At 55.6% G+C, this 18,215-nt stretch carries 16 protein-coding genes (1 of these 16 only partly in view); 7 read left to right on the forward strand and 9 right to left on the reverse strand.

Going from position 1 to position 18,215, the window contains the following annotated elements; all coding sequences use genetic code 11:
* Positions 1–98: 98 nt before the first annotated feature.
* A complete protein-coding gene (locus FE788_RS00410) occupies positions 99–794 on the forward strand; it encodes a YceI family protein (protein WP_138378796.1) in 696 nt (231 codons plus the stop codon).
* A gap of 42 nt (positions 795–836) precedes the next feature.
* Here the strand turns inward: FE788_RS00410 and FE788_RS00415 are convergent, their stop codons facing one another.
* A complete protein-coding gene (locus FE788_RS00415) occupies positions 837–1,706 on the reverse strand; it encodes a hypothetical protein (protein ID WP_138378797.1) in 870 nt (289 codons plus the stop codon).
* 615 nt (positions 1,707–2,321) lie between these two features.
* Between FE788_RS00415 and FE788_RS00420 the strand changes: the two genes are divergently transcribed.
* The 4 genes from FE788_RS00420 (at position 2,322) to FE788_RS00435 (ending at position 6,798) form a co-directional block, all read left to right on the forward strand.
* Positions 2,322–2,657, forward strand: a complete 336-nt coding sequence (locus FE788_RS00420) for an ArsR/SmtB family transcription factor (RefSeq protein ID WP_138378798.1) — start codon at positions 2,322–2,324, stop codon at positions 2,655–2,657.
* A gap of 30 nt (positions 2,658–2,687) precedes the next feature.
* Positions 2,688–3,734 carry an ArsJ-associated glyceraldehyde-3-phosphate dehydrogenase gene (locus tag FE788_RS00425; protein WP_138378799.1) on the forward strand — a complete coding sequence of 349 codons (1,047 nt, stop codon included), beginning with the start codon at positions 2,688–2,690 and terminating at the stop codon, positions 3,732–3,734.
* Positions 3,735–3,744: 10 nt separating this feature from the next.
* Entirely contained in the window at positions 3,745–4,986 is a 1,242-nt protein-coding gene (arsJ, locus tag FE788_RS00430) for an organoarsenical effux MFS transporter ArsJ (protein WP_138378800.1), read from the forward strand.
* Positions 4,987–5,163: 177 nt separating this feature from the next.
* Positions 5,164–6,798 (forward strand): long-chain-fatty-acid--CoA ligase, encoded by a 1,635-nt coding sequence (locus FE788_RS00435; protein ID WP_138378801.1) that lies wholly within the window; start codon positions 5,164–5,166, stop codon positions 6,796–6,798.
* A 46-nt stretch (positions 6,799–6,844) separates the two neighbouring features.
* Here FE788_RS00435 and FE788_RS00440 read toward each other — a convergent pair whose 3' ends face one another.
* Entirely contained in the window at positions 6,845–8,068 is a 1,224-nt protein-coding gene (locus FE788_RS00440) for an NnrS family protein (protein ID WP_168190198.1), read from the reverse strand.
* A gap of 312 nt (positions 8,069–8,380) precedes the next feature.
* Here FE788_RS00440 and trxB point away from each other — a divergent pair, with 312 nt between their 5' ends.
* Entirely contained in the window at positions 8,381–9,334 is a 954-nt protein-coding gene (gene trxB / locus FE788_RS00445) for a thioredoxin-disulfide reductase (RefSeq protein ID WP_138378803.1), read from the forward strand.
* A gap of 145 nt (positions 9,335–9,479) precedes the next feature.
* Here trxB and FE788_RS00450 read toward each other — a convergent pair whose 3' ends face one another.
* From FE788_RS00450 to FE788_RS00475, 6 genes are all read right to left on the reverse strand, one after another.
* On the reverse strand, positions 9,480–9,749 hold the full coding sequence (locus tag FE788_RS00450; RefSeq protein WP_138378804.1) for a sensor histidine kinase: 270 nt from the start codon (positions 9,747–9,749) through the stop codon (positions 9,480–9,482).
* Positions 9,749–11,047: a sensor histidine kinase gene (locus FE788_RS00455; protein ID WP_138378805.1), complete on the reverse strand. Its 1,299-nt coding sequence runs from the start codon at positions 11,045–11,047 to the stop codon at positions 9,749–9,751. The genes FE788_RS00450 and FE788_RS00455 overlap by 1 nt, the downstream gene beginning before the upstream one ends.
* An 81-nt stretch (positions 11,048–11,128) precedes the next feature.
* Positions 11,129–12,481: a UDP-N-acetylmuramoyl-L-alanine--D-glutamate ligase gene (murD, locus tag FE788_RS00460; RefSeq protein ID WP_138378806.1), complete on the reverse strand. Its 1,353-nt coding sequence runs from the start codon at positions 12,479–12,481 to the stop codon at positions 11,129–11,131.
* Positions 12,459–13,805, reverse strand: coding sequence for a MurL-like N-terminal domain-containing (locus FE788_RS00465; protein ID WP_138378807.1), 1,347 nt, complete (start codon positions 13,803–13,805; stop codon positions 12,459–12,461). The genes murD and FE788_RS00465 overlap by 23 nt, the downstream gene beginning before the upstream one ends.
* A 401-nt stretch (positions 13,806–14,206) precedes the next feature.
* On the reverse strand, positions 14,207–15,433 hold the full coding sequence (locus tag FE788_RS00470) for a PAS domain-containing sensor histidine kinase (RefSeq protein ID WP_138378808.1): 1,227 nt from the start codon (positions 15,431–15,433) through the stop codon (positions 14,207–14,209).
* 295 nt (positions 15,434–15,728) lie between these two features.
* Positions 15,729–16,490 carry a DUF1499 domain-containing protein gene (locus tag FE788_RS00475; protein ID WP_168190200.1) on the reverse strand — a complete coding sequence of 254 codons (762 nt, stop codon included), beginning with the start codon at positions 16,488–16,490 and terminating at the stop codon, positions 15,729–15,731.
* Positions 16,491–16,972: 482 nt separating this feature from the next.
* Here FE788_RS00475 and FE788_RS00480 point away from each other — a divergent pair, with 482 nt between their 5' ends.
* Positions 16,973–17,476 carry a DUF2946 family protein gene (locus FE788_RS00480; protein WP_138378810.1) on the forward strand — a complete coding sequence of 168 codons (504 nt, stop codon included), beginning with the start codon at positions 16,973–16,975 and terminating at the stop codon, positions 17,474–17,476.
* Between the two features lie 27 nt (positions 17,477–17,503).
* On the opposite strand, the gene corA is transcribed toward FE788_RS00480, so the two are convergent.
* A protein-coding gene (corA, locus tag FE788_RS00485; protein WP_138378811.1) for a magnesium/cobalt transporter CorA crosses the window boundary here: on the reverse strand, positions 17,504–18,215 show its 3' portion. 434 nt of this gene lie beyond the right edge of the window; only the last 712 of its 1,146 coding nucleotides appear in the window; its start codon lies off the right edge, out of view; its stop codon occupies positions 17,504–17,506.

Consider the following 18,215-nt stretch of genomic DNA (forward strand, 5'->3'; position numbering starts at 1 on the left):
CCCTTCGAATGGTTTTTCCGGATGAGGCCGGGACTATAGAGTGAATTGTGAATGGGTCAACCTATACACAATTCACTCTAAAACAGGGACTGCGGGTTATGGTTCATTGTATCACACGCCCTTGCCGACTGGCCGCACGGCTGGCGCTGCTGCTTTCGGTGTTGAGTCTGGTGCTGATTCTGGCCGGGTGTGCGACGGTGGTGGATGTCTTTGTGCCCCATCACAATCAAAGTGTGGACCTGAATGACATTCCCGCCGGGCACTACCGGCTGGATGAGGTGCATTCTTCTTTGCATTTCCGGGTGGATCATATGGGGTATTCCCGATACATGGCCCGGTTTAACCGGCTGGAGGCCGAATTCATGCTGGAAAAGAACGCGCCGGAACGGGCGGCGCTCAAAGTGATTATTGACAGCGCCAGTGTGGATACTGCCGATCCGGAAATGGACACCATCATTTCCGGTCCCCAGGTCCTCGACAGCGCCCGCTATCCTGAAATTCGATTTGAAGCGGCGGGTCTTCAGGTGGTGGATGAAAGGCGGGGCCACCTTGAGGGGCTGCTCCATATGAAGGGCCGCCACCGCCCCGTAAGCCTGGAGGTGATTTTTCATGGCGGCGCCAAAAACAGCCTGACGGGGCGGTATGTTCTGGGTTTTTCCGCCACAGGGCGATTCAGCCGGTCGGCTTTTGGTGCCGGGGCGTTCCGGCCACTGGTCGGGGATGAGGTGGAGATCCTGGTGGAGGCCGAATTTTATCTGGTTGATGGGGGGGCAACACAGGGGGCGGAAAAGTAAACAACAGCCCTTCCGTAAAACAGGTTCGCGCAGTAACGCAGTTCAGCGCCGCTTCGGGATCAGGTCAAGCCGGGCGAGTGTGTTCAGAATAGGACCAGCCTTGCCGGTCCTGACCGCAGCCAGGATGTCGCGGGCTTGTTCCTGGACCAAAGTATCCAGAGCCATGCGGGGGGCGCTGTTGAGGATGATGTTCAGATGATGTTCGGCTTCTTCAAGGCGGGCGGCAATGTCTTCGGGGGAATCAATTTCAGCCAAGTTCCTGAGGGAAAATTTCACATATTCCAGCCGGATGATGAGTTCTTCGGGCCCCAGAACCAGAGCCTTGCGGTACAGCACCTGGGCCCGTTCGCGCGAGGCGCCTAACAGAATAGCCAGGGGTCCGGCCTGATACACTACTTCGCTATGCCAGCCGGCCTGGGTGGCATAAACCATGGGATTAAGCGGCGCCTGCCGTTCCGCCTGATTCAGAAGGTCGCGGCTTTTTCGGGCGGTCTGGATCTGGGTTGGCCGGTCCATCTCATCAAGGCGGCTTAACAGGCCGGTTGTGACCACCACATTGAGCAGGGTCAGGGTATCGTCCGGGAACTGTTCATATGCCTGTTGTGCCAGGTTGTGGGCCTTGCGGATCAGGGCCTCGCGACGGGGGGCGGTTTCATGAAAGGTCGCCCTGACCAGCAACGCCTGAATGGCGAGATTGTATCCGGCGGGTGTTTTCAGCGTCTGGGCTATTTTGACGGCACCGGTGAAATTGCCGTTCTGGAACAAGGCCCGCGCGGTGGAGATGTCCGGCTGGCCGGGGGCCGCATGAAGGCCAGAGCGGGAAAAGGGGGATACCGTCAGGACAATGGCCATCAGGGTCACGCAGCAAGCCCGCACTCGTCCGCTGCCGGTCCAGAAAAATCTGGGATTCATTTTTTGTATCTTTCTGTATCTCCCCGTTCCGATACTCCACATCCTTTCCGGTGTCTCTTGAAGTATATCCGAAACGGCCCTCCCGTTACAGCGCTTGCCAAACAAGATTTTGTGAGCCCCCGCCTTTTTTCGCAAAATATAAAGCTTTGTTGATGCCGAAAAAACAACGTCACGCAACCTCCCGAAGCCCCTTCCGTCGCTCCCACGCAGGCGGGAGCCCAGAGTCCTTATTCTAGAGTGAATTGTGAATAGGTTGACCCATTCACAATTCACTCTAAGAGTCCTCCCGGACAATCTGGGCGGAACGCCTTTGGAGAGGTGCTGGATTGCCGCCTTCGCGGCAATGGCGAAGGAAGAGGCGGCAATGACCAACGAGAAGCAGAAGCGGCATGGACAATGAAGGGAAACGTCATCGCGAACTTGCGTTAGCGCGAACTTGTGTCAGTGGGTGTGGCGATGTACAGACAGTAACGACATGATTGCTACGTCGCTGGCGACCAAAAGCGCCTCTTTAGTGCCGTCCTGCCTGATATTTTCTGCCTGATATTTGGTGAATTTTTCATGACATTCCGAATTCTTATTGAAATATTTCTATAATTCTGGAAATATGGAAGTATGGAAAACAAAACAGCTGTTCATATTCTGGCCGCACTGGCGCAAGAAACCCGTCTCGAACTGTTCCGGCTGCTCGTCCAGCAGGGCCATGCCGGTATGAATGCGGGCCGCATTGCCCAGGTGCTGCGGATACCCAATTCGACCCTGTCCTATCATCTTGCCGAACTGGAAAAAGTCGGCCTTGTCCTTTCCGAAAAGGTCCAGCGACACATCATCTACCGGGCCGACTATGCCCAGATGGAAAAATTCCTGGCCTTTCTGGTGGAAGACTGCTGTCAGGGCAGTGGCGAAATCTGTCTGGGGCTCAGTCGCCCGCTCCACTGTCAACAGGAATAACAAACTCCATTGTCAACAGGAATAACAAATATGTCCAAAACCATTTTGATCAACGGCTTTGGCCGCATGGGGCGGCTGGCACTTCGGAGTCTCATGGACCGGCCGGAATTGCGCCACTGGCTGTCTCCTGTCGGCCTTAATGACAACGCCATGACCCCCATGCAGGCAGCGCATCTTCTGGAATTCGACAGCGTGCACGGCCGCTGGTCGTGTCCTGTCAGTTATGATGATGCTCATTTGCGGATTGACGGCATGTCCCTTCCCCTTACGTCTTTTGCAGAAAAGGACCAGATCCCCCTTTCGGATATTGACATCGTTCTGGACTGTACCGGTGTCGGACGGGAAACAGGCCGGCTGATCCCCTATCTGGAAAACGGCGCCCGCAAGGTGATTGTTTCTGCCCCCCTGAAAGATTTCAGGGGCGAGGAAGGCACGGAGGCCACAGAACGGGGGCTTAATATCGTCATGGGCGTAAATCATGACCGATATGATCCCGCCCGTCACCATATCCTCACCGCCGCAAGCTGCACCACAAACTGTCTGGCCCCCGTGGTCAAGGTGGTTCATGAGCATCTCGGCATCCGCCACGGGGTGATCACCACCATCCATGACGTGACCAACACCCAGATGATGGTCGACGGGGCCCACAAGGATCTGCGCCGGGCGCGGTCAGGGCTGCTGTCCCTGATTCCCACCTCGACGGGATCCGCCACCGCCATCACCACCATCTATCCGGAACTGAAAGGACGCCTGAACGGCTTGGCGGTGCGGGTGCCGTTGCTGAATGCCTCGCTCACCGACTGTGTGTTCGAGGTGGAGCAGGACACCACGGCCGAAGAGGTCAATGCCCTGTTCAAACAGGCAGCGCAAACCACTCTCAAGGATATTCTGGGTGTGGAGGAACGACCGCTGGTGTCCGTGGATTTCCTGAATGATCCCCGTTCCGCCATTATTGACGCCCCCAGCACGATGGTAGTGGATCGCCGACAGGTCAAGATCCTGGCCTGGTATGACAATGAATGGGGCTATGTCAATCGCATGATGGAGCTGGCCGCCCTGGTGGCCCGGCAGCTGTGAGGCGACGATCATGCCGCACACGGGACTTCGTGAGTACAGCATTGTCACCGCCGCCTATTGGGGATTCACGCTCACCGACGGGGCGTTGCGGATGCTGGTGCTGTTGCATTTTCACAAGCTGGGATATAGTCCGCTGGAACTGGCGTCATTGTTTTTGCTGTATGAAATCTGCGGCATTGTGACCAATCTTGTGGGCGGCTGGATGGGCAATCGCCTCGGGCTTTCCCTGACGCTCAACCTGGGGCTTGCCATGCAGATTGTGGCGCTGCTCCTGCTGTCCTTGCTTCAGGAAAGCTGGCCCCGCGAGATGGCGGTCATCTATGTGCTGCTGTGTCAGGGACTTTCGGGCGTGGCCAAAGATTTCACCAAGATGAGCGCTAAAAGTGCGCTCAAGCTCATTGTGCCGACGGATCCGGGTCGCAAAACCTCCCCCCTGTTCAAATGGGTCGCGGTGCTCACCGGATCAAAAAACACCCTCAAAGGCGTGGGGTTTTTCCTCGGCGGGCTGTTGCTGAGCGGGCTCGGTTTTGGTGCTGCTCTCTGGATGATGGCCCTCGGATTGACGATCGTGTTATTGTCCAACCTTATTGCTCTGCCGCGCGCGCTCGGCAAACCCAGACGCAAAACACCGTTTCGCACCCTGTTGTCCAAATCGCCGGCCATCAACATGCTGTCTCTCGCCCGGCTGTTTCTGTTCGGAGCGCGGGATGCCTGGTTTGTGGTCGGCCTGCCCTTATTCCTGTATGAAGGCGTTGGGCTGGATTTTGCAGGGGTGGGCGGGCTGATGGCGCTATGGGTCATCGGCTATGGTGTGGTGCAGGCGCTAACCCCGAAAGCCTTGCGGATCGGCCCGGGCGGGCTGACCACAGAACTGCGCGCCAGCTGCCGATGGCTGAGCCTGCTTGCGGCGCTGCCACTGGCCATGCTGGCCCTGAGTTACAGCCCACTGGACTATACCCTTGTCGTGTTGGGGGGGCTGGCGCTGTTCGGGGTTGTCTTTGCCGTTAACAGTGCCCTGCACTCCTATCTGATCTTGGCCCTCACCAGCCGCGACCATGTGGCACTGGATGTGGGGTTTTATTATATGGCCAATGCGGCCGGGCGGCTTCTGGGCACCATCGTTTCGGGATTCAGTTATCAATGGGGGGGTCTCAATGCCTGTCTCGCCGCCAGCGCCGCCATGCTGGCTCTCGCAATGCTGTCCAGTTTCTGGTTGCCCCGGCTTGCGGCCTCTCGGGCCATCGCTCCCTGAATACTCTCATTTCTGCCCCACGACCCCATCCACTGTCGTCAGGCCTTATATAAAACAAACGACCGTTTTTATTTACTTTTCCGCAAAATATGAGATAGTAGGGAAGACCCCATAAAAAAACACGACACATACAAACATATAACTACGGGCAAACATATAATCACGGGAGCGCAGGACATGATGGGACTGATGCAGGATCATCCTTTGTTGATTTCTTCACTGCTAAGGCATGCGGAACGTTATCATGCGGACAGCGAAATTGTCTCCAAGGCCATAGAGGGGGGGATCCATCGCACCACATATGGCGAAATGGGACGCCGGGCCGCCCAGTTGGCCCACGCCATGACGCGCCTTGGCCTGAAGCAGGGGGAGTGTGTTGGCACCATCGCCTGGAACAGCTACCGGCATATGGAACTCTATTACGGCATTTCCGGCATGGGCGCCATTCTCAATACCATCAACCCGCGCCTGTTTCCCGAACAGCTCAGCTATATTATCAATCATGCCGAATGCCGGTATCTGTTTGTGGATCTCACCTTTGTGCCGCTCTTGGAAAAACTGGAACCGGAGCTCAAGCAGGTCAAGGCCGTTGTGATCATGACCGACAAGCTGCATATGCCGGAAAGCAGCCTGAGCCGCACCGTCTGTTATGAAGAGCTGATCGCGCCAGAAGAGACCCATTTCGACTGGCCGACGCTGGATGAAAATACGGCGAGTTCGCTATGTTACACCTCCGGCACCACCGGCCATCCGAAAGGCGTGCTTTATTCCCATCGCAGCACCATCCTGCATGCCTACGGCCTTTCGACCAAGGATGCCATGAATATCGGGCGGCGCGACAGCGTGCTGCCTATCGTCCCCATGTTCCATGTCAATGCCTGGGGCACTCCCTATGCCGGGGCGCTGACGGGCGCGAAACTGGTTTTCCCCGGGGATGACATGGGCGGTGCCAATATCCTTTCCCTGCTGGAAAAGGAAGGCTGCACCCTGGCGCTGGGCGTCCCCACCGTGTGGCTGGCACTGATCCAGCATGTCCGCAAACAGGGCCGTGAGGACCTTTCTTCCCTGCCCATCCAGTCCTTTGTCGTTGGCGGGTCCGCCGCCCCCCAATCCATGATCCGCGATCTGGAGAAGATTTTCGGCGCCACTGTCAATCAGGCCTGGGGCATGACGGAAATGAGCCCGCTGGGCACGGTCAACCGCTTGCTGCCCAAACATGATCATCTCGATGAAGAGGAAAAAATGGCCCTTAAACTGAAACAGGGCCGCCCAGTGTTCGGCGTGGAAATGAAAATCGTCGATGATGAAGGTCGGGAACTGCCTCATGATGGAAAAAGTTTCGGACGGCTGATGGTGCGGGGTCCTTGGATCACCAAAAGTTATTACAAACAGGAAGACAAGACCATACTGGATGACGACGGATATTTTGATACCGGCGATGTCTCCACCCTAGATGCGGACGGCTATATGAATATTGTCGATCGCTCCAAGGATGTCATTAAATCCGGCGGGGAATGGATTTCCTCCATTGATCTGGAGAATATCGCTATGGGCCATCCTGATATTGCCGAAGCCGCCGTGATCGGGTTGCCCCACCCCAAATGGCAGGAACGCCCGCTGCTGATCTGCGTGGCCGCCCGGGACCCCGCGCCGGAGGCGGAAGAAATACTGAGCTATATGGAAAGCCGCGTCGCCAAATGGTGGCTGCCGGATGAAGTGGTGTTTATCGAAAAAATGCCTCACACCGCCACCGGCAAGGTGCTGAAAACTGCGCTTCGGGAAATGTTCAAGGGCAAGACCCTGGGCGAATAATCGCAATTCGCGCCGGACCGTCGGCAGCAGCCATGGACATGGTCGCTCAGCCCGGCTTGCCGTCCTGACGCGGACGCATCAGATCACCGGTGAAGCGGACCAGAAACAGGCCATAAGCCACAAACCAGAACACCCCGGACAGGCTCATCAGCAGCAGAAACGATTCCGGTGTCAGCAGCGGCAGGACCCCCCGGCTTAGGGCCGCCAGATTGATCAGAACGAACATGGCAGTCAGAATCACCTCGTTTTTCAGCGGCTGCCCGGTATGACCAAGACTCGCCCGGCTCATCACTCCGAGCGTCAGGGACCCCGCTGCGCCCACCGTGAAAACATGCAGTGCATGGCTTAAGGTTATGGTTTCTGTCAACAGAGCCACCGCCAGCAACGCAAAGCCGGCCACAAGCCAGTAATACCCCAGATGCAGAATAAACAGCAATGGATCATGGGACACTTTCCAGCCCCGCCAACCCACCGCACGGCCCAGCGTGACCAGAAACACCAGTGCGGCCAGCCCGCCGACCACTGCCGCCGGCGCTCCCGCTAGAACAGCCAGTGCCGTCAGCAGGATCAGTCCCCCCGAAAGAGGTTGCAGATAAGGCCGTTCGCTTTGGCGGATCTGGGGATATTTATTGCGGGTGAAGGCCGCAGCGATACGCCCGCCAATCACATTCATCAGCAACACGATCAGCAGCACGGCCGGCAGAAAAATACGCTGCTCCGGCCAGTCCAGCCGCCCGGTCGCCTGAAAATGGGACAACAGATTAAGTCCCGCCAGAACCAGAAGAATTACGGGAATAAAATAATTGCGTTTGTTGCCGCTGTCCACCAGGACAGGCAGGATGACCCCCGCACAGGCCACCAGAAACCCGACATCTACAATCATCACCACGCCTTCGGGCATCCAGTCCGCCAGCCATACCGCCAGCCGCCCCGCAAACCAGAGCAACGCCAGCAGGCTCAGCCCTGTTGCCCCCGCCACGGGCCGCCCCGTCCAGTTGGGCACCGCCGTGAACAGGAAGCCGGCAATAACCGCCCCCAGAAACCCAAAAATCATTTCATGCTGGTGCCAGCCCACCGGAGTAAAATAGTCCGATAAAAAAACGCCCTGACCGGAAATGACCAGAACCCAATAGGGCACGATCACCACCGCCAATAATGCCGCAAGAAGAAAAAAGATACGAAATCCGGCTCGAAACACCATTGGCGCCCTCTCGTGAATTGGCCTGCCCCGAACGTCTTTGTCGTGAACTTTTTTGTCGTGAACTGGCATGCTGATCTCCTCTGAATGACTATACAAGGACCATATTTGGGTAAGGACCATATCTGGACTTAACTTCACTTCCGGCCTTTTTCATAACGATCCTTCATCTTCGCCAAGGCCGAAACGGGCGGCCATAGGGTTTTGATTTTTTAATCATTTTAATTCTTAAAAAAATAATCTCGCAATTGCGCATTGAAACTTTATCGGCTAATCCTATCTGTTACAACACAGGAAAGGCCGAAGAGTGGAACCCAGAGACGGGAGGTCCGGTTCTGGTCTTTTTTTGGGATGTTACAAAGAAAGTATGTAAAGGAGCCGCTTATGTCAGATGCCCCTGCCTCAGAGCCCAGACATTCTCGACTGATTATTCTCGGATCCGGACCTGCCGGCTATACCGCTGCAATTTATGCCGCCCGGGCCATGCTGAAACCTGTGCTGATTCAGGGCATGCAGCCGGGGGGACAGCTCACCACCACCACCGATGTGGAAAACTATCCTGGTTTTGCCGAGGCCATCCAGGGTCCCTGGTTGATGGAACAGATGAAGGCCCAGGCCGAAAATGTAGGCACTGAACTGGTGAACGACTATATTATTGACGTCAATTTGTCCGAGCGTCCCTATACCCTGAAAGGCGACAGCGGCCAGGTCTACACCTGTGATGCCCTGATCATCGCTACCGGCGCCCAAGCCAAATGGCTGGGCCTGGAGAGCGAGGAAAAATTCAAGGGTTTCGGGGTTTCCGCCTGCGCCACCTGTGACGGATTCTTCTATCGCGGTAAGGAAGTGGCCGTCATCGGTGGCGGCAACACCGCCGTGGAAGAGGCAATTTTCCTGACCAATTTCGCCAGCAAGGTGACCCTGATTCACCGCCGTGATGAACTGCGCGCCGAACGCATTCTGCAGGAACGCCTATTCGCCAATGAAAAAATCGAGGTCATCTGGGATCATCAGCTGGATGAGGTTCTGGGCGAGGAAGACCCGCTGGGGGTGACCGGCATTCGTATCAAAAGCACCAAAACCGGGGAGACCCGCGAGCTTCCCGTACATGGGGTATTCATCGCCATCGGCCATGCGCCGGCCACCGAATTGTTCCGGGGTCAGCTCAAGATGAAGGACAATGGCTATATCATCACCGATCCCGATTCCACACGCACCAGTGTGCCGCTGGTCTATGCGGCGGGCGATGTGACCGATGATATTTTCCGCCAGGCTGTCACCTCCGCCGGCATGGGCTGCATGGCGGCTCTCGAAGCGGAAAAAGACCTGTCCCACTAACCTGTCTCTCTAAAGAGATAAAGAACGCCGCCACACTCTCCCCCTTTGGGGGGAGAGCGCGATGACGGTTTTCCCTTCCTTGTCCTTGCCGCCTCTCCGTCGTCCTTACCGCGCAGGCGGCAATCCAGCCCTTCGCCAATTCACCCTAGTTTTGTGCAGAAAGAAGCCGCTCCTGGGGCAAGGTCAGCCTGACAGTGGTGCCCTTCTGAACTTCACTGGCGATGCTCAGCTCGCCCTGATGCAGCTTAATCAGGCCGTGGGATATGGCCAGCCCCAGCCCCGTACTTTGTTCGTTTTCGGTTTTTTTACGGTTGTCCTGTACAAAAGGTTTGAGGATCTGGGATATTTTGTCAGGAGAAATACCGATGCCGTTATCCTCCACCTCGATGCGTAACGTGCCGTCCTGTTGCGGCATCACCCGAGTAATAACCCGCCCCCCACGGGAGTATAGTTGAGGGCGTTGCTGAGCAGATTGAGCAGAATCTGTTTCATCGCCCTGAGGTCGGCCTTGATCAGGGGCGGCGGGTCAGGGAAGACCGTTTCCATGCGGATGTGTTTTTCGCCGGCCATGTTCTGCATCAGAATATGGCACTGCTCAATCAATTCACAAAGATCGACCTCTTCTTCATAAAGGTCATATTTCCCGGCTTCTATTTTTGACATGTCAAGAATGTCATTGATCAGCGATAACAGGTGATTGCCGCTGGTGATGACATACCCCACATATTCTTTCTGGCGCGGGTTGAGTTTGCCGAGGATTTCCGTGTCCAGAACCTCGGAAAAGCCGATGATTGAATTCAGCGGCGTGCGCAGTTCATGGCTCATGGTGGCCAGAAATTCCGATTTGATGCGATGGTCTTTTTCCGCGTCTTGTCGTGCGCTGTCCAGGTTGCGGACGAGGTCAGCAACCCTGAAATAACTGATGGTGCTGGCCAGACCCAGGATAAGGAACATGCCGAGGCTGATGGTGACCGGTAAGGACATGGAGCGCACCGGGATATCATCGCCGGTCCAGGACAAATAGCCCAAGGCGGTGCCGTCAAGGCCCGGGAGCGGAAAGCTGTTTTCCTGCGGGGTCTGGGTGACATAAAGGTTGCCCAACTTAAGCCGGTCGCTGATGAGTTTCAGTTCTCCGGGCGTGAATATTTTCCAGAACAGCATGAGATCCCACGTGTCAGGCGAGGCCGACAGAAGCGACATGTCCGCATGCGGTACAATGGGGTGGAGGCTGAACAAGACCGGATTGCCCCGGAGGGTGTCATAAAAAAGCTGTGGTTTGTTGGCCCGAACATTGGGTCTTTTAATCTGGCGGATAAAATCATCGAGGCGGGTTTCGCGAAAATCTGCGGGCAGTTTATATCCGTCATGACCCTTATAGGTAAATTGCTGGAAACGGCTTTGATCCTGCCGGATAAGCGCGATACCATGCAGGCGCCCACCAAGAAATTCACTGGTGCCATAGGTGTTATCGATCCAGAACTGGTCCCCTTCGAGCGTGATTTTCTGATACGCCTCATCCCACACGCTATTGTCCAGGGCAATGGCCTGGATCTCCGAATGCAGGTTTTCCAGATACAGGCGGACCATATGTTGATGGTTGCTGCGGGTCAGATCCCGAATGCTGTAATAGGTGAAAAACAGGCTGCCAATGATTGCGGCACAGGCAAAACAGATCGTAATGGCGATAGGCAGAAATGTTTTGTTGAACCGCATGATGCTGATCCGCAAACTTTCTTATAAGAGGCATCTGATAGGCTAAGGGCTGATTATATTGCCCAAAGCGTAAAGATTACTTTAATGCGTTTTCCCTATAACATTTTTTGCCGCTTCACGGAACATGTCGCCGCGCTGTTCATAATTGCGAAAGGCATCATAACTGGGGGCGGCGGGGGAAAGTAGTATCACCCCTTCTGCCGGGGTAAGTTCCACGGCCCGCCTCACGGCCTGTTCCAGGGAAAGGACCTTTTCCAGCTTGCCGTGATATTTTTGTGTTTTAAGACAGTCATATAGCCTGTCCCCGGTTTCATAGACGGTAATTACGGCATGAAGATTTCGCTCAGTAATCAGCCGGGCCAGATGGCGATAATCCTGCTGGCGGTCCTGTCCGCCGGCAATCAGACACATATCCGGCCGGTCCAGCGCATTGAGCGCCGCCATCGTGGCCTCCGGGGTGGTGGCGATGCTGTCATTATAAAAATAATGGCGGCCCAGCCGACCGAGCGGTTCCAGACGATGCGGCAACCCCCTAAAGTCCAACGCGGCCCTGAACGCGGCCTTCGGGTCCAGTCCCAGAACCTCGCAAACCGCAAGCGCCGCGCACAGATTTTCCCGGTTATGGGCGCCGGACAGGGGAAAGCTGTCCGTTTCCCCCAATATCCTGTCGCCGTGATAGAGCTGGCCTGACCGGCAATGCAGCCCCTCAGGATGGTTGAACCAGGTCACCCGCTTCCGCTCGGCGAGATACCGGCGGGTCAGCGCATCCTTATGATTAAGCAAGGCTGGTACCGTGTCGTCCCGCAGCAGGTTCATCTTGTCCCGGTAATAGGTTTCGTGGGTGCCGTGCCACTGGATATGTTCCGGGAAAAGATTGAGCAGTACCGCCAGATCCGGACGCCCTTTCAGGTCGGCGGTCTGGTAACTGGACAGTTCCAGAACCCAGTATTCGGCATCCCTGGCGTCGGGCTCCTCCATCAGATCCAGCAGCGGCCGGCCGATATTACCGCCCAGCAGTGCCTTGTGGCCCAACGTGCAGAGAATGTGATGCAGCAGGGAGGATGTGGTGCTTTTGCCGTTGCTGCCGGTTATGGCGATAATTTTGCCCGGTTTATCCAGCGCAAACCAGAGATTGGTACAGGAGGAGACCCGCACCCCCTGGCGTTCCAATTGGGCGATGTCGTCCCGATACAGGGATATGCCGGGGGATTTGATCACGACGTCGATTTGGTCACCCAGAGTGGAAAGTTTTTCTTCCGGAACAAAGTCCAGCCGGGAATCGGTTGCCATCAGGGCCGCCTTGGGCGGGGACCGGTCTACCAGAATCAGTCTTTTTGCGGGATAACAGCGGCGCAGGAAACGATAGGCGGACATGCCTTCCCGGCCCAGCCCCCAGATGGCGATACGCGCCTTATCCAGTTCCGATATAGTCATGAAGCAGGGTCCAGTAGCTCTCGGGCAGGTGATGATGGGGACTCATTTTCAGCGCCTCGCGCCTCAGGTCATCCCCGGACAGGGCTGCATCGGGGATTTCCGCCGCCAGTTTCTGCACCAGCGGGCTGTTCTGCCAATCCGGATGTATCATGAGGCTTTTCATAAGCGTGCGGCATTCGGCAATCTCGCCTACACACTCAAACGGTTTATGTCCCTTAAGTCCCAACAGTTCGCGGAACCCGTCTTCCTGAGCGGCCTCACTCAGCATGTCCTGGCCGAAAATAGTGGTCATTTTGTCCCGGCCCACAAAAGGCGCCAGCGCCAGAAACACAAAACGGCATTTGGGACAGTCGCAGCACCATCCATAACGGCGCCGGCTTTCATTGATATGAAAATTGCTGTTACAGCTTTTGAACACGTCAAAATACTGTTCATGACGGGCAAACAGGCAGGCAATACCGGTTTCCGACAGAGGACGAAGCAGGGAAAAATAGTTGAAATTTTTCAGCACATGCGCCGTCATGAAACGTGAAAAGTCTTCTTCAAATTCCAGCGACTTGCTGTATTGATGATTGATGTCGAGATCCAGATAGGCCAAATTGCCTTCATTGGCGGAACGCTCATTGGACATAATCACGGTATCATAGCCGTATAAAATGGCCGCCGCCGCCATGGCAAAAGACAAGATCCCCGTAATCGGCACATGGCCGTTATAGGCCCCCTGTTCATTGAGGGCGAACAGGGCGGGGTCCAACTTGCGGCGAATGAAAATAGGGGAGGGCGTTCCGCTACGGGCGATGACGTCGAGGATTGGGCGGGTGGGATTGATGGCCAACGGGCGCGGGGTGAGGCCCGCCTGTTTGAGGGCTTCCAGGCTAACAACGGAATCCTTGCCGCCACCAATGGGCACAGCGCAGCTCTTGGGCAGGGGCAGGGGGCTGGCCTCGGGAGCGGCTTCTTCTGCAATCGGGAAAAACAGCCGGTTGCGGAGGTCGAGATTGTTCTGGACGGCAAACTCTCCCAGCCCCAAGAGATAGAATTTTCGGAAAAAGTCTGCTTCCTCTCGGGACAGCCGGCCGTTGGCCACAATGATTTCAGGCGGGCAGAAGGCTTTGTAATAGCTGATACCGGCGGCCAGATGCAACTGGCGGATTACTTTGTTCAGCGCGATGGCTTCTGCCGGGGTGAGGCTGGTTTTGGCGCCCTCAAAAATCAAAGTTTCGGTGAACGCCGGGCCTTCGTCATAGGCATAACTCAGCGAAATGGTGGCTTCTGCCGGATCATAGGAACAGCTGGTAAATTTAAACGCGTTTTTTAAAGTCATTCAGATGCTGTCCGCTCGTCAAGTGAAATGTCCTGAAACACTGCTGTGGGACAGGGGCATCCCCCATACCCCCGGCAGCCTGCTTTCCGGTACCCCATGCCCGTCATATATATTCCGGGGACACGGTGGTTCAAGAGGCCGAAAATTGGGGGCCGAAAATTGGGGGCCGGAAATTTGGGTCGGGCATTTATGTCAGACACTGTTACTGCGTTTTCATGACGTCGCCCGGAAGGGTCCAATCCCCATACATCATGTTCTAATAAGCCATTGAGGCAAAAGCAAGGCTTTCCCGGCCGTCTCCTTTCCCCGGCTCCTTTCCCCGGCTCATTTCCTTAGTTTACGACTTAATCTAAGACTTGCCAGGTCTAGGGTGAATTGAGCCAATCTATTCACAATTCACTCTAGAGATGATGGATCCGATTCTGTGGGAAGATCAGGGCCACATAGGTGCCCCGGCCAATTTCACTTTCCAGAATCAGGCGACCGCCATGCAGTTCGATCATTTTTTTCACCAATGTGAGACCAAGCCCGGTACCTTCCGTTTTGCGGTTCAGATGAGAGGATGCTTGGGTGAAAGGTTCAAGAATATGCTCAATGTCTTCTCGGGCAATGCCGACGCCGCTATCGCGGACGGATACCTCCATTTCCCCGCTGTCCGTCAGGGCGGCGCAGATGTGGATTTTGCCGCCATCGGGGGTGAATTTAATGGAATTGGAAACCAGGTTCAGCAACATCTGCTTCAGGCTGCGCCGATCGGCAGTCAGATCCGGCAGATCGTCGGGACAGTCGCAAATCAAGGCGAGGCCGCTTTGTTTCAGGTTCCGGCTGACCATATTGGCCACGCTGCGGATAATTTCCACCACGTCCACATGTTCTTCGTTGAGTTCAAACTTGTTGGCTTCGATTTTGGATAAATCGAGAATGTCGTTGATCACATTCAACAAATGCTGGCCGGCATCCCGAATATCCTGCGAGTATTCCTTATATTGGGCGATTTGATGCGGGCCGAGCAGCTCGTCACTGAGAATATCCGCAAAACCGATGATGGCATTCAATGGAGTTCTCAGCTCATGGGAGGTCAGCGCCAGAAACTCTGACTTGGCCCGGTTGGCGCGTTCCGCCATTTCCTTGGTCAGGCGCAGGTTCTCAGCGACCTCCATCATCTTGCGGGTCTGTTCATAAAGCAGGGCTTCCCGCAGAGTGGTCGGGCTCAACCGGGTGACCTGGATCAGGCACTGGGGGGCGTTCATCGGGCCTTTGGCGGGTTTGACGGTGATGGTATGACTGAAGGGCCGTTTTCCTGTCTCGCTGTTTTTCGTCTTGTGTTCTTTGGATCCCTTTTCGGGGCTATCCTCCCGGATAAAAAGCGGCAGCGGCGAAAGATTCATGTCCGGAGAGAGGATAGAACGAATGCGGTGTTTCAGGGCCGCATGGATGGACTTGTCCAACTGGCTGTTTTTTTGACCCGGAAAAATATCGAGGAAATTTTTCCCGGCAAGCGGTTTGTCGGGCAGATCACAATGATCGTAAAACCATTTATTGATCGCTAGGATGTTTTTATTCCGGTCGAGCAAAAGGATTCCGGTATCCATCTGATGCAGGATGGCTGCACTCAGGGAATGATCCATCGCCGGAAAATGTCCGGAGGAGACAAGGGAACGTTTTGTCCCGACCTCTGGTTTTGCCGCCCCGCCCAAATTGCATCCCTCTCAATTGTTCCGACTGTCTCTGGTTTGACCGTTTGTTCGACTGTCACATGCGGTGACCACCTCTCGCTGAGGGTGTAGAGATCGACTTTCTTGTAGGCCAGATTGTTTTATTCTTTCGTCGCACAACCCTGTGATGTTTCGCAATCCTATAGCATATTTCTTATCAAATGATAAAAAATAATCAAAAAATACGATACAGTGGAAATTTTGTGTCTTAACCGGCCGCTGGAGCTGTTGCCGGGAAGGCCGCCAGAAAGCGGGAAAGACGCTTGGCGTTGGCCCCAAGGTCGCTGACGCCCACACGGGAAACACTACGCAGGTCAATACGGCTGCCCTGCTCCGCAGGCGTAATGCGGATCACAATGTCATCGGCAAAATTAAACCAAAACGTCCTGTCGGTGGCTTCAATATGCCCGGAGTCCCGATTTTGATAGATGACCTCCCAGCCCAACGCCCGGGCGGTGGCCAGGGCTTCCTCAAATGCTTTTTCCGGCGTCAGCGGGGTCATCAGGGGGCGGATGCCGGGATAGGCGGCCTGTTGTTGGCGGGCAGTATCGGCGCCACCGTAAATCAGGGAGTTGGCGTCTTTTCCGCGCTTGCCCACCAGAAAGGTGAACTGCGGTGGCGTGGTGGTGTCGGTAGTGATGTCATGAATGGGCGGCACACCGCCTTTGGTCATCATCAGATACAACACCGGACCGCTCAGTGCGAGTCCGGCGATCAGGGTGACGGTCAGGCTGAACATGCCCTGCACCAGTCTGTTACGGGAAAGCAGGGCAAGACCAATCAGAGACAGCACAGCCACAGCGCTGCCGCCATACAAGCTGAGCGCAATGGTCAGGCGAAACGCGGTAAGTGGTGTCCACAGGTTGAGGTGCGCCCCCGCGCCCAAGATCAGAAGTCCCGCGCCGAGCAGAAAGGTGATCATTAAAAGCCCTCGGGCGATCCAGGATTTTCTTTTAGGTCCGATAATCATGGTTTTTTCCATTTTTGGCCATAGAACTGGAACTGGCGAGGCGTGCCGGAGTGTTCGCTGTTCAGCGTTTTCTACAGGCCAGTGTTTTTCTACAGGGTCCCAGGGACCAGCCTCCGGCGGTATCGCGTGTGACGATCCCGTCCTAATTTCATGTCCATAACTCTATGAAAAAAAGGCAGGAATGGAAAGGAAAGTTTTGAGGAAATGAGGCGCGCAGAGTGTCTTATAATATGGTCGGGCAATATGTTCGGACAATAGGGGGTGGTGTGCCGCTCAGAGAGATCGTTTTCCTTGGGAGGAAGCGGACTCTCAGACAGCCTTGCCGACCCCTAAGCGTTTTTGCGATTTTTTTTCGGCTTTTGATCAGGATCAACGCCGGCACATTCCATGACTGATTATATCATCCCCGGTGAAACCTGCCCCCATCCGTGCCGGGGGAGGCGTTGCCTCCCTATAGTGTGTTGAGAACCCGGATACAGAGCATGACCTGTTGCAGCAAAACCCATTCCCGCCTTTTCCAGGTTCCAGCAGGGCCTTCGGAAAAGGGCCGGCAAACGGGGCCCGGCTCACCCGCCGGACTGATGCTGTTGTTGGTGCTGGCGCTTCTGTGTCAGGGGCTTGTGCCGGCGCTGGCGCCGCTGGTGTCACGGGCTGCCGGGCTGCCGCATGGTTTGATTACGGCTCTATCCTTGATTTGCGGTCCCCAAGGAATTTCGGAGGGAATCTCGGGGGGAATTTGGGAGGGAAATTCAGAGAGGTCTGTTTCTGGTGATGACGCGCCGTCTTCACCGGGAGGACAGAGCCCCTGCGGCGGCTGTTGTCTGTTCAGCGGTCCACTCCTGCCGCTGCCTGCCGGGGGAGTGGGACTGTTTGCCCTGGTGGGCAAATCGCAGGGGATGTCGGTTCTGGGAGCCATCAGGCGGGACAGCGTCAAATATGCCCTTTGCGGCCGGGGGCCGCCTGACAGGGTCCAGAGGGAATTGTGACGGGCTGGGAAAACACTCAAAAAATACTTAGGGGGACGGCGATCTTTTCTGTTTTTTATGATTTCGGGTTCTGGTTTTGGGGGGCAACCGGATCCAGTTCTTATGGGCGAAATACAGAATCATTGCCCCGGCGAGAGACAGCATCAGCAGCAAAACCAGCGGATACCCGTAATAAAAATTTAGCTCAGGCATGTTCCAGGGGGAAATCTGCGCATTGAAGTTCATGCCATAAAGCCCGGCGATGAACCCCAAAGGCATGAATATGGTGGCAAACAGGGTAAGCACCTTCATCACCTCATTCATTTTGTGACTGATGCTTGACAGATATAAATCCATCAGCCCCGAGGCGCGTTCGCGATGGGTTTCCAGAATGTCCAGAAGCTGAATGGCATGATCCAGACAGTCCCGGAAATAGGGAATGGTGCGTTCTTCGATCAGGCTTCTGTCGTCCTGCATCATCTGGCGCAGCATTTCCCGCTGGGGCCACAGGACCCTTCTGAGGGTCAGAAGATCCCGCCGCACATGGTGAATCCCTTCAATGAGGTCCTCGGTCGGATCGTCAAGGACCCGTGTTTCAAGCCTGTCAATGGTGTCGCTGAATTTTTCCAGGACCGGAAAATAGCCGTCCACGACGGCATCAAGCAGGGCATAGGCCAGATAGTCAACACCATACTGGCGAATTCGCCCCCCGGCTTTGCGCAGGCGGTGCCGGACGGGATCGAAACAGTCTCCCGGACGC

This window comes from Luteithermobacter gelatinilyticus (genome assembly GCF_005849285.1).
Classification (GTDB): Bacteria; Pseudomonadota; Alphaproteobacteria; order Sphingomonadales; family Emcibacteraceae; genus Luteithermobacter; species Luteithermobacter gelatinilyticus.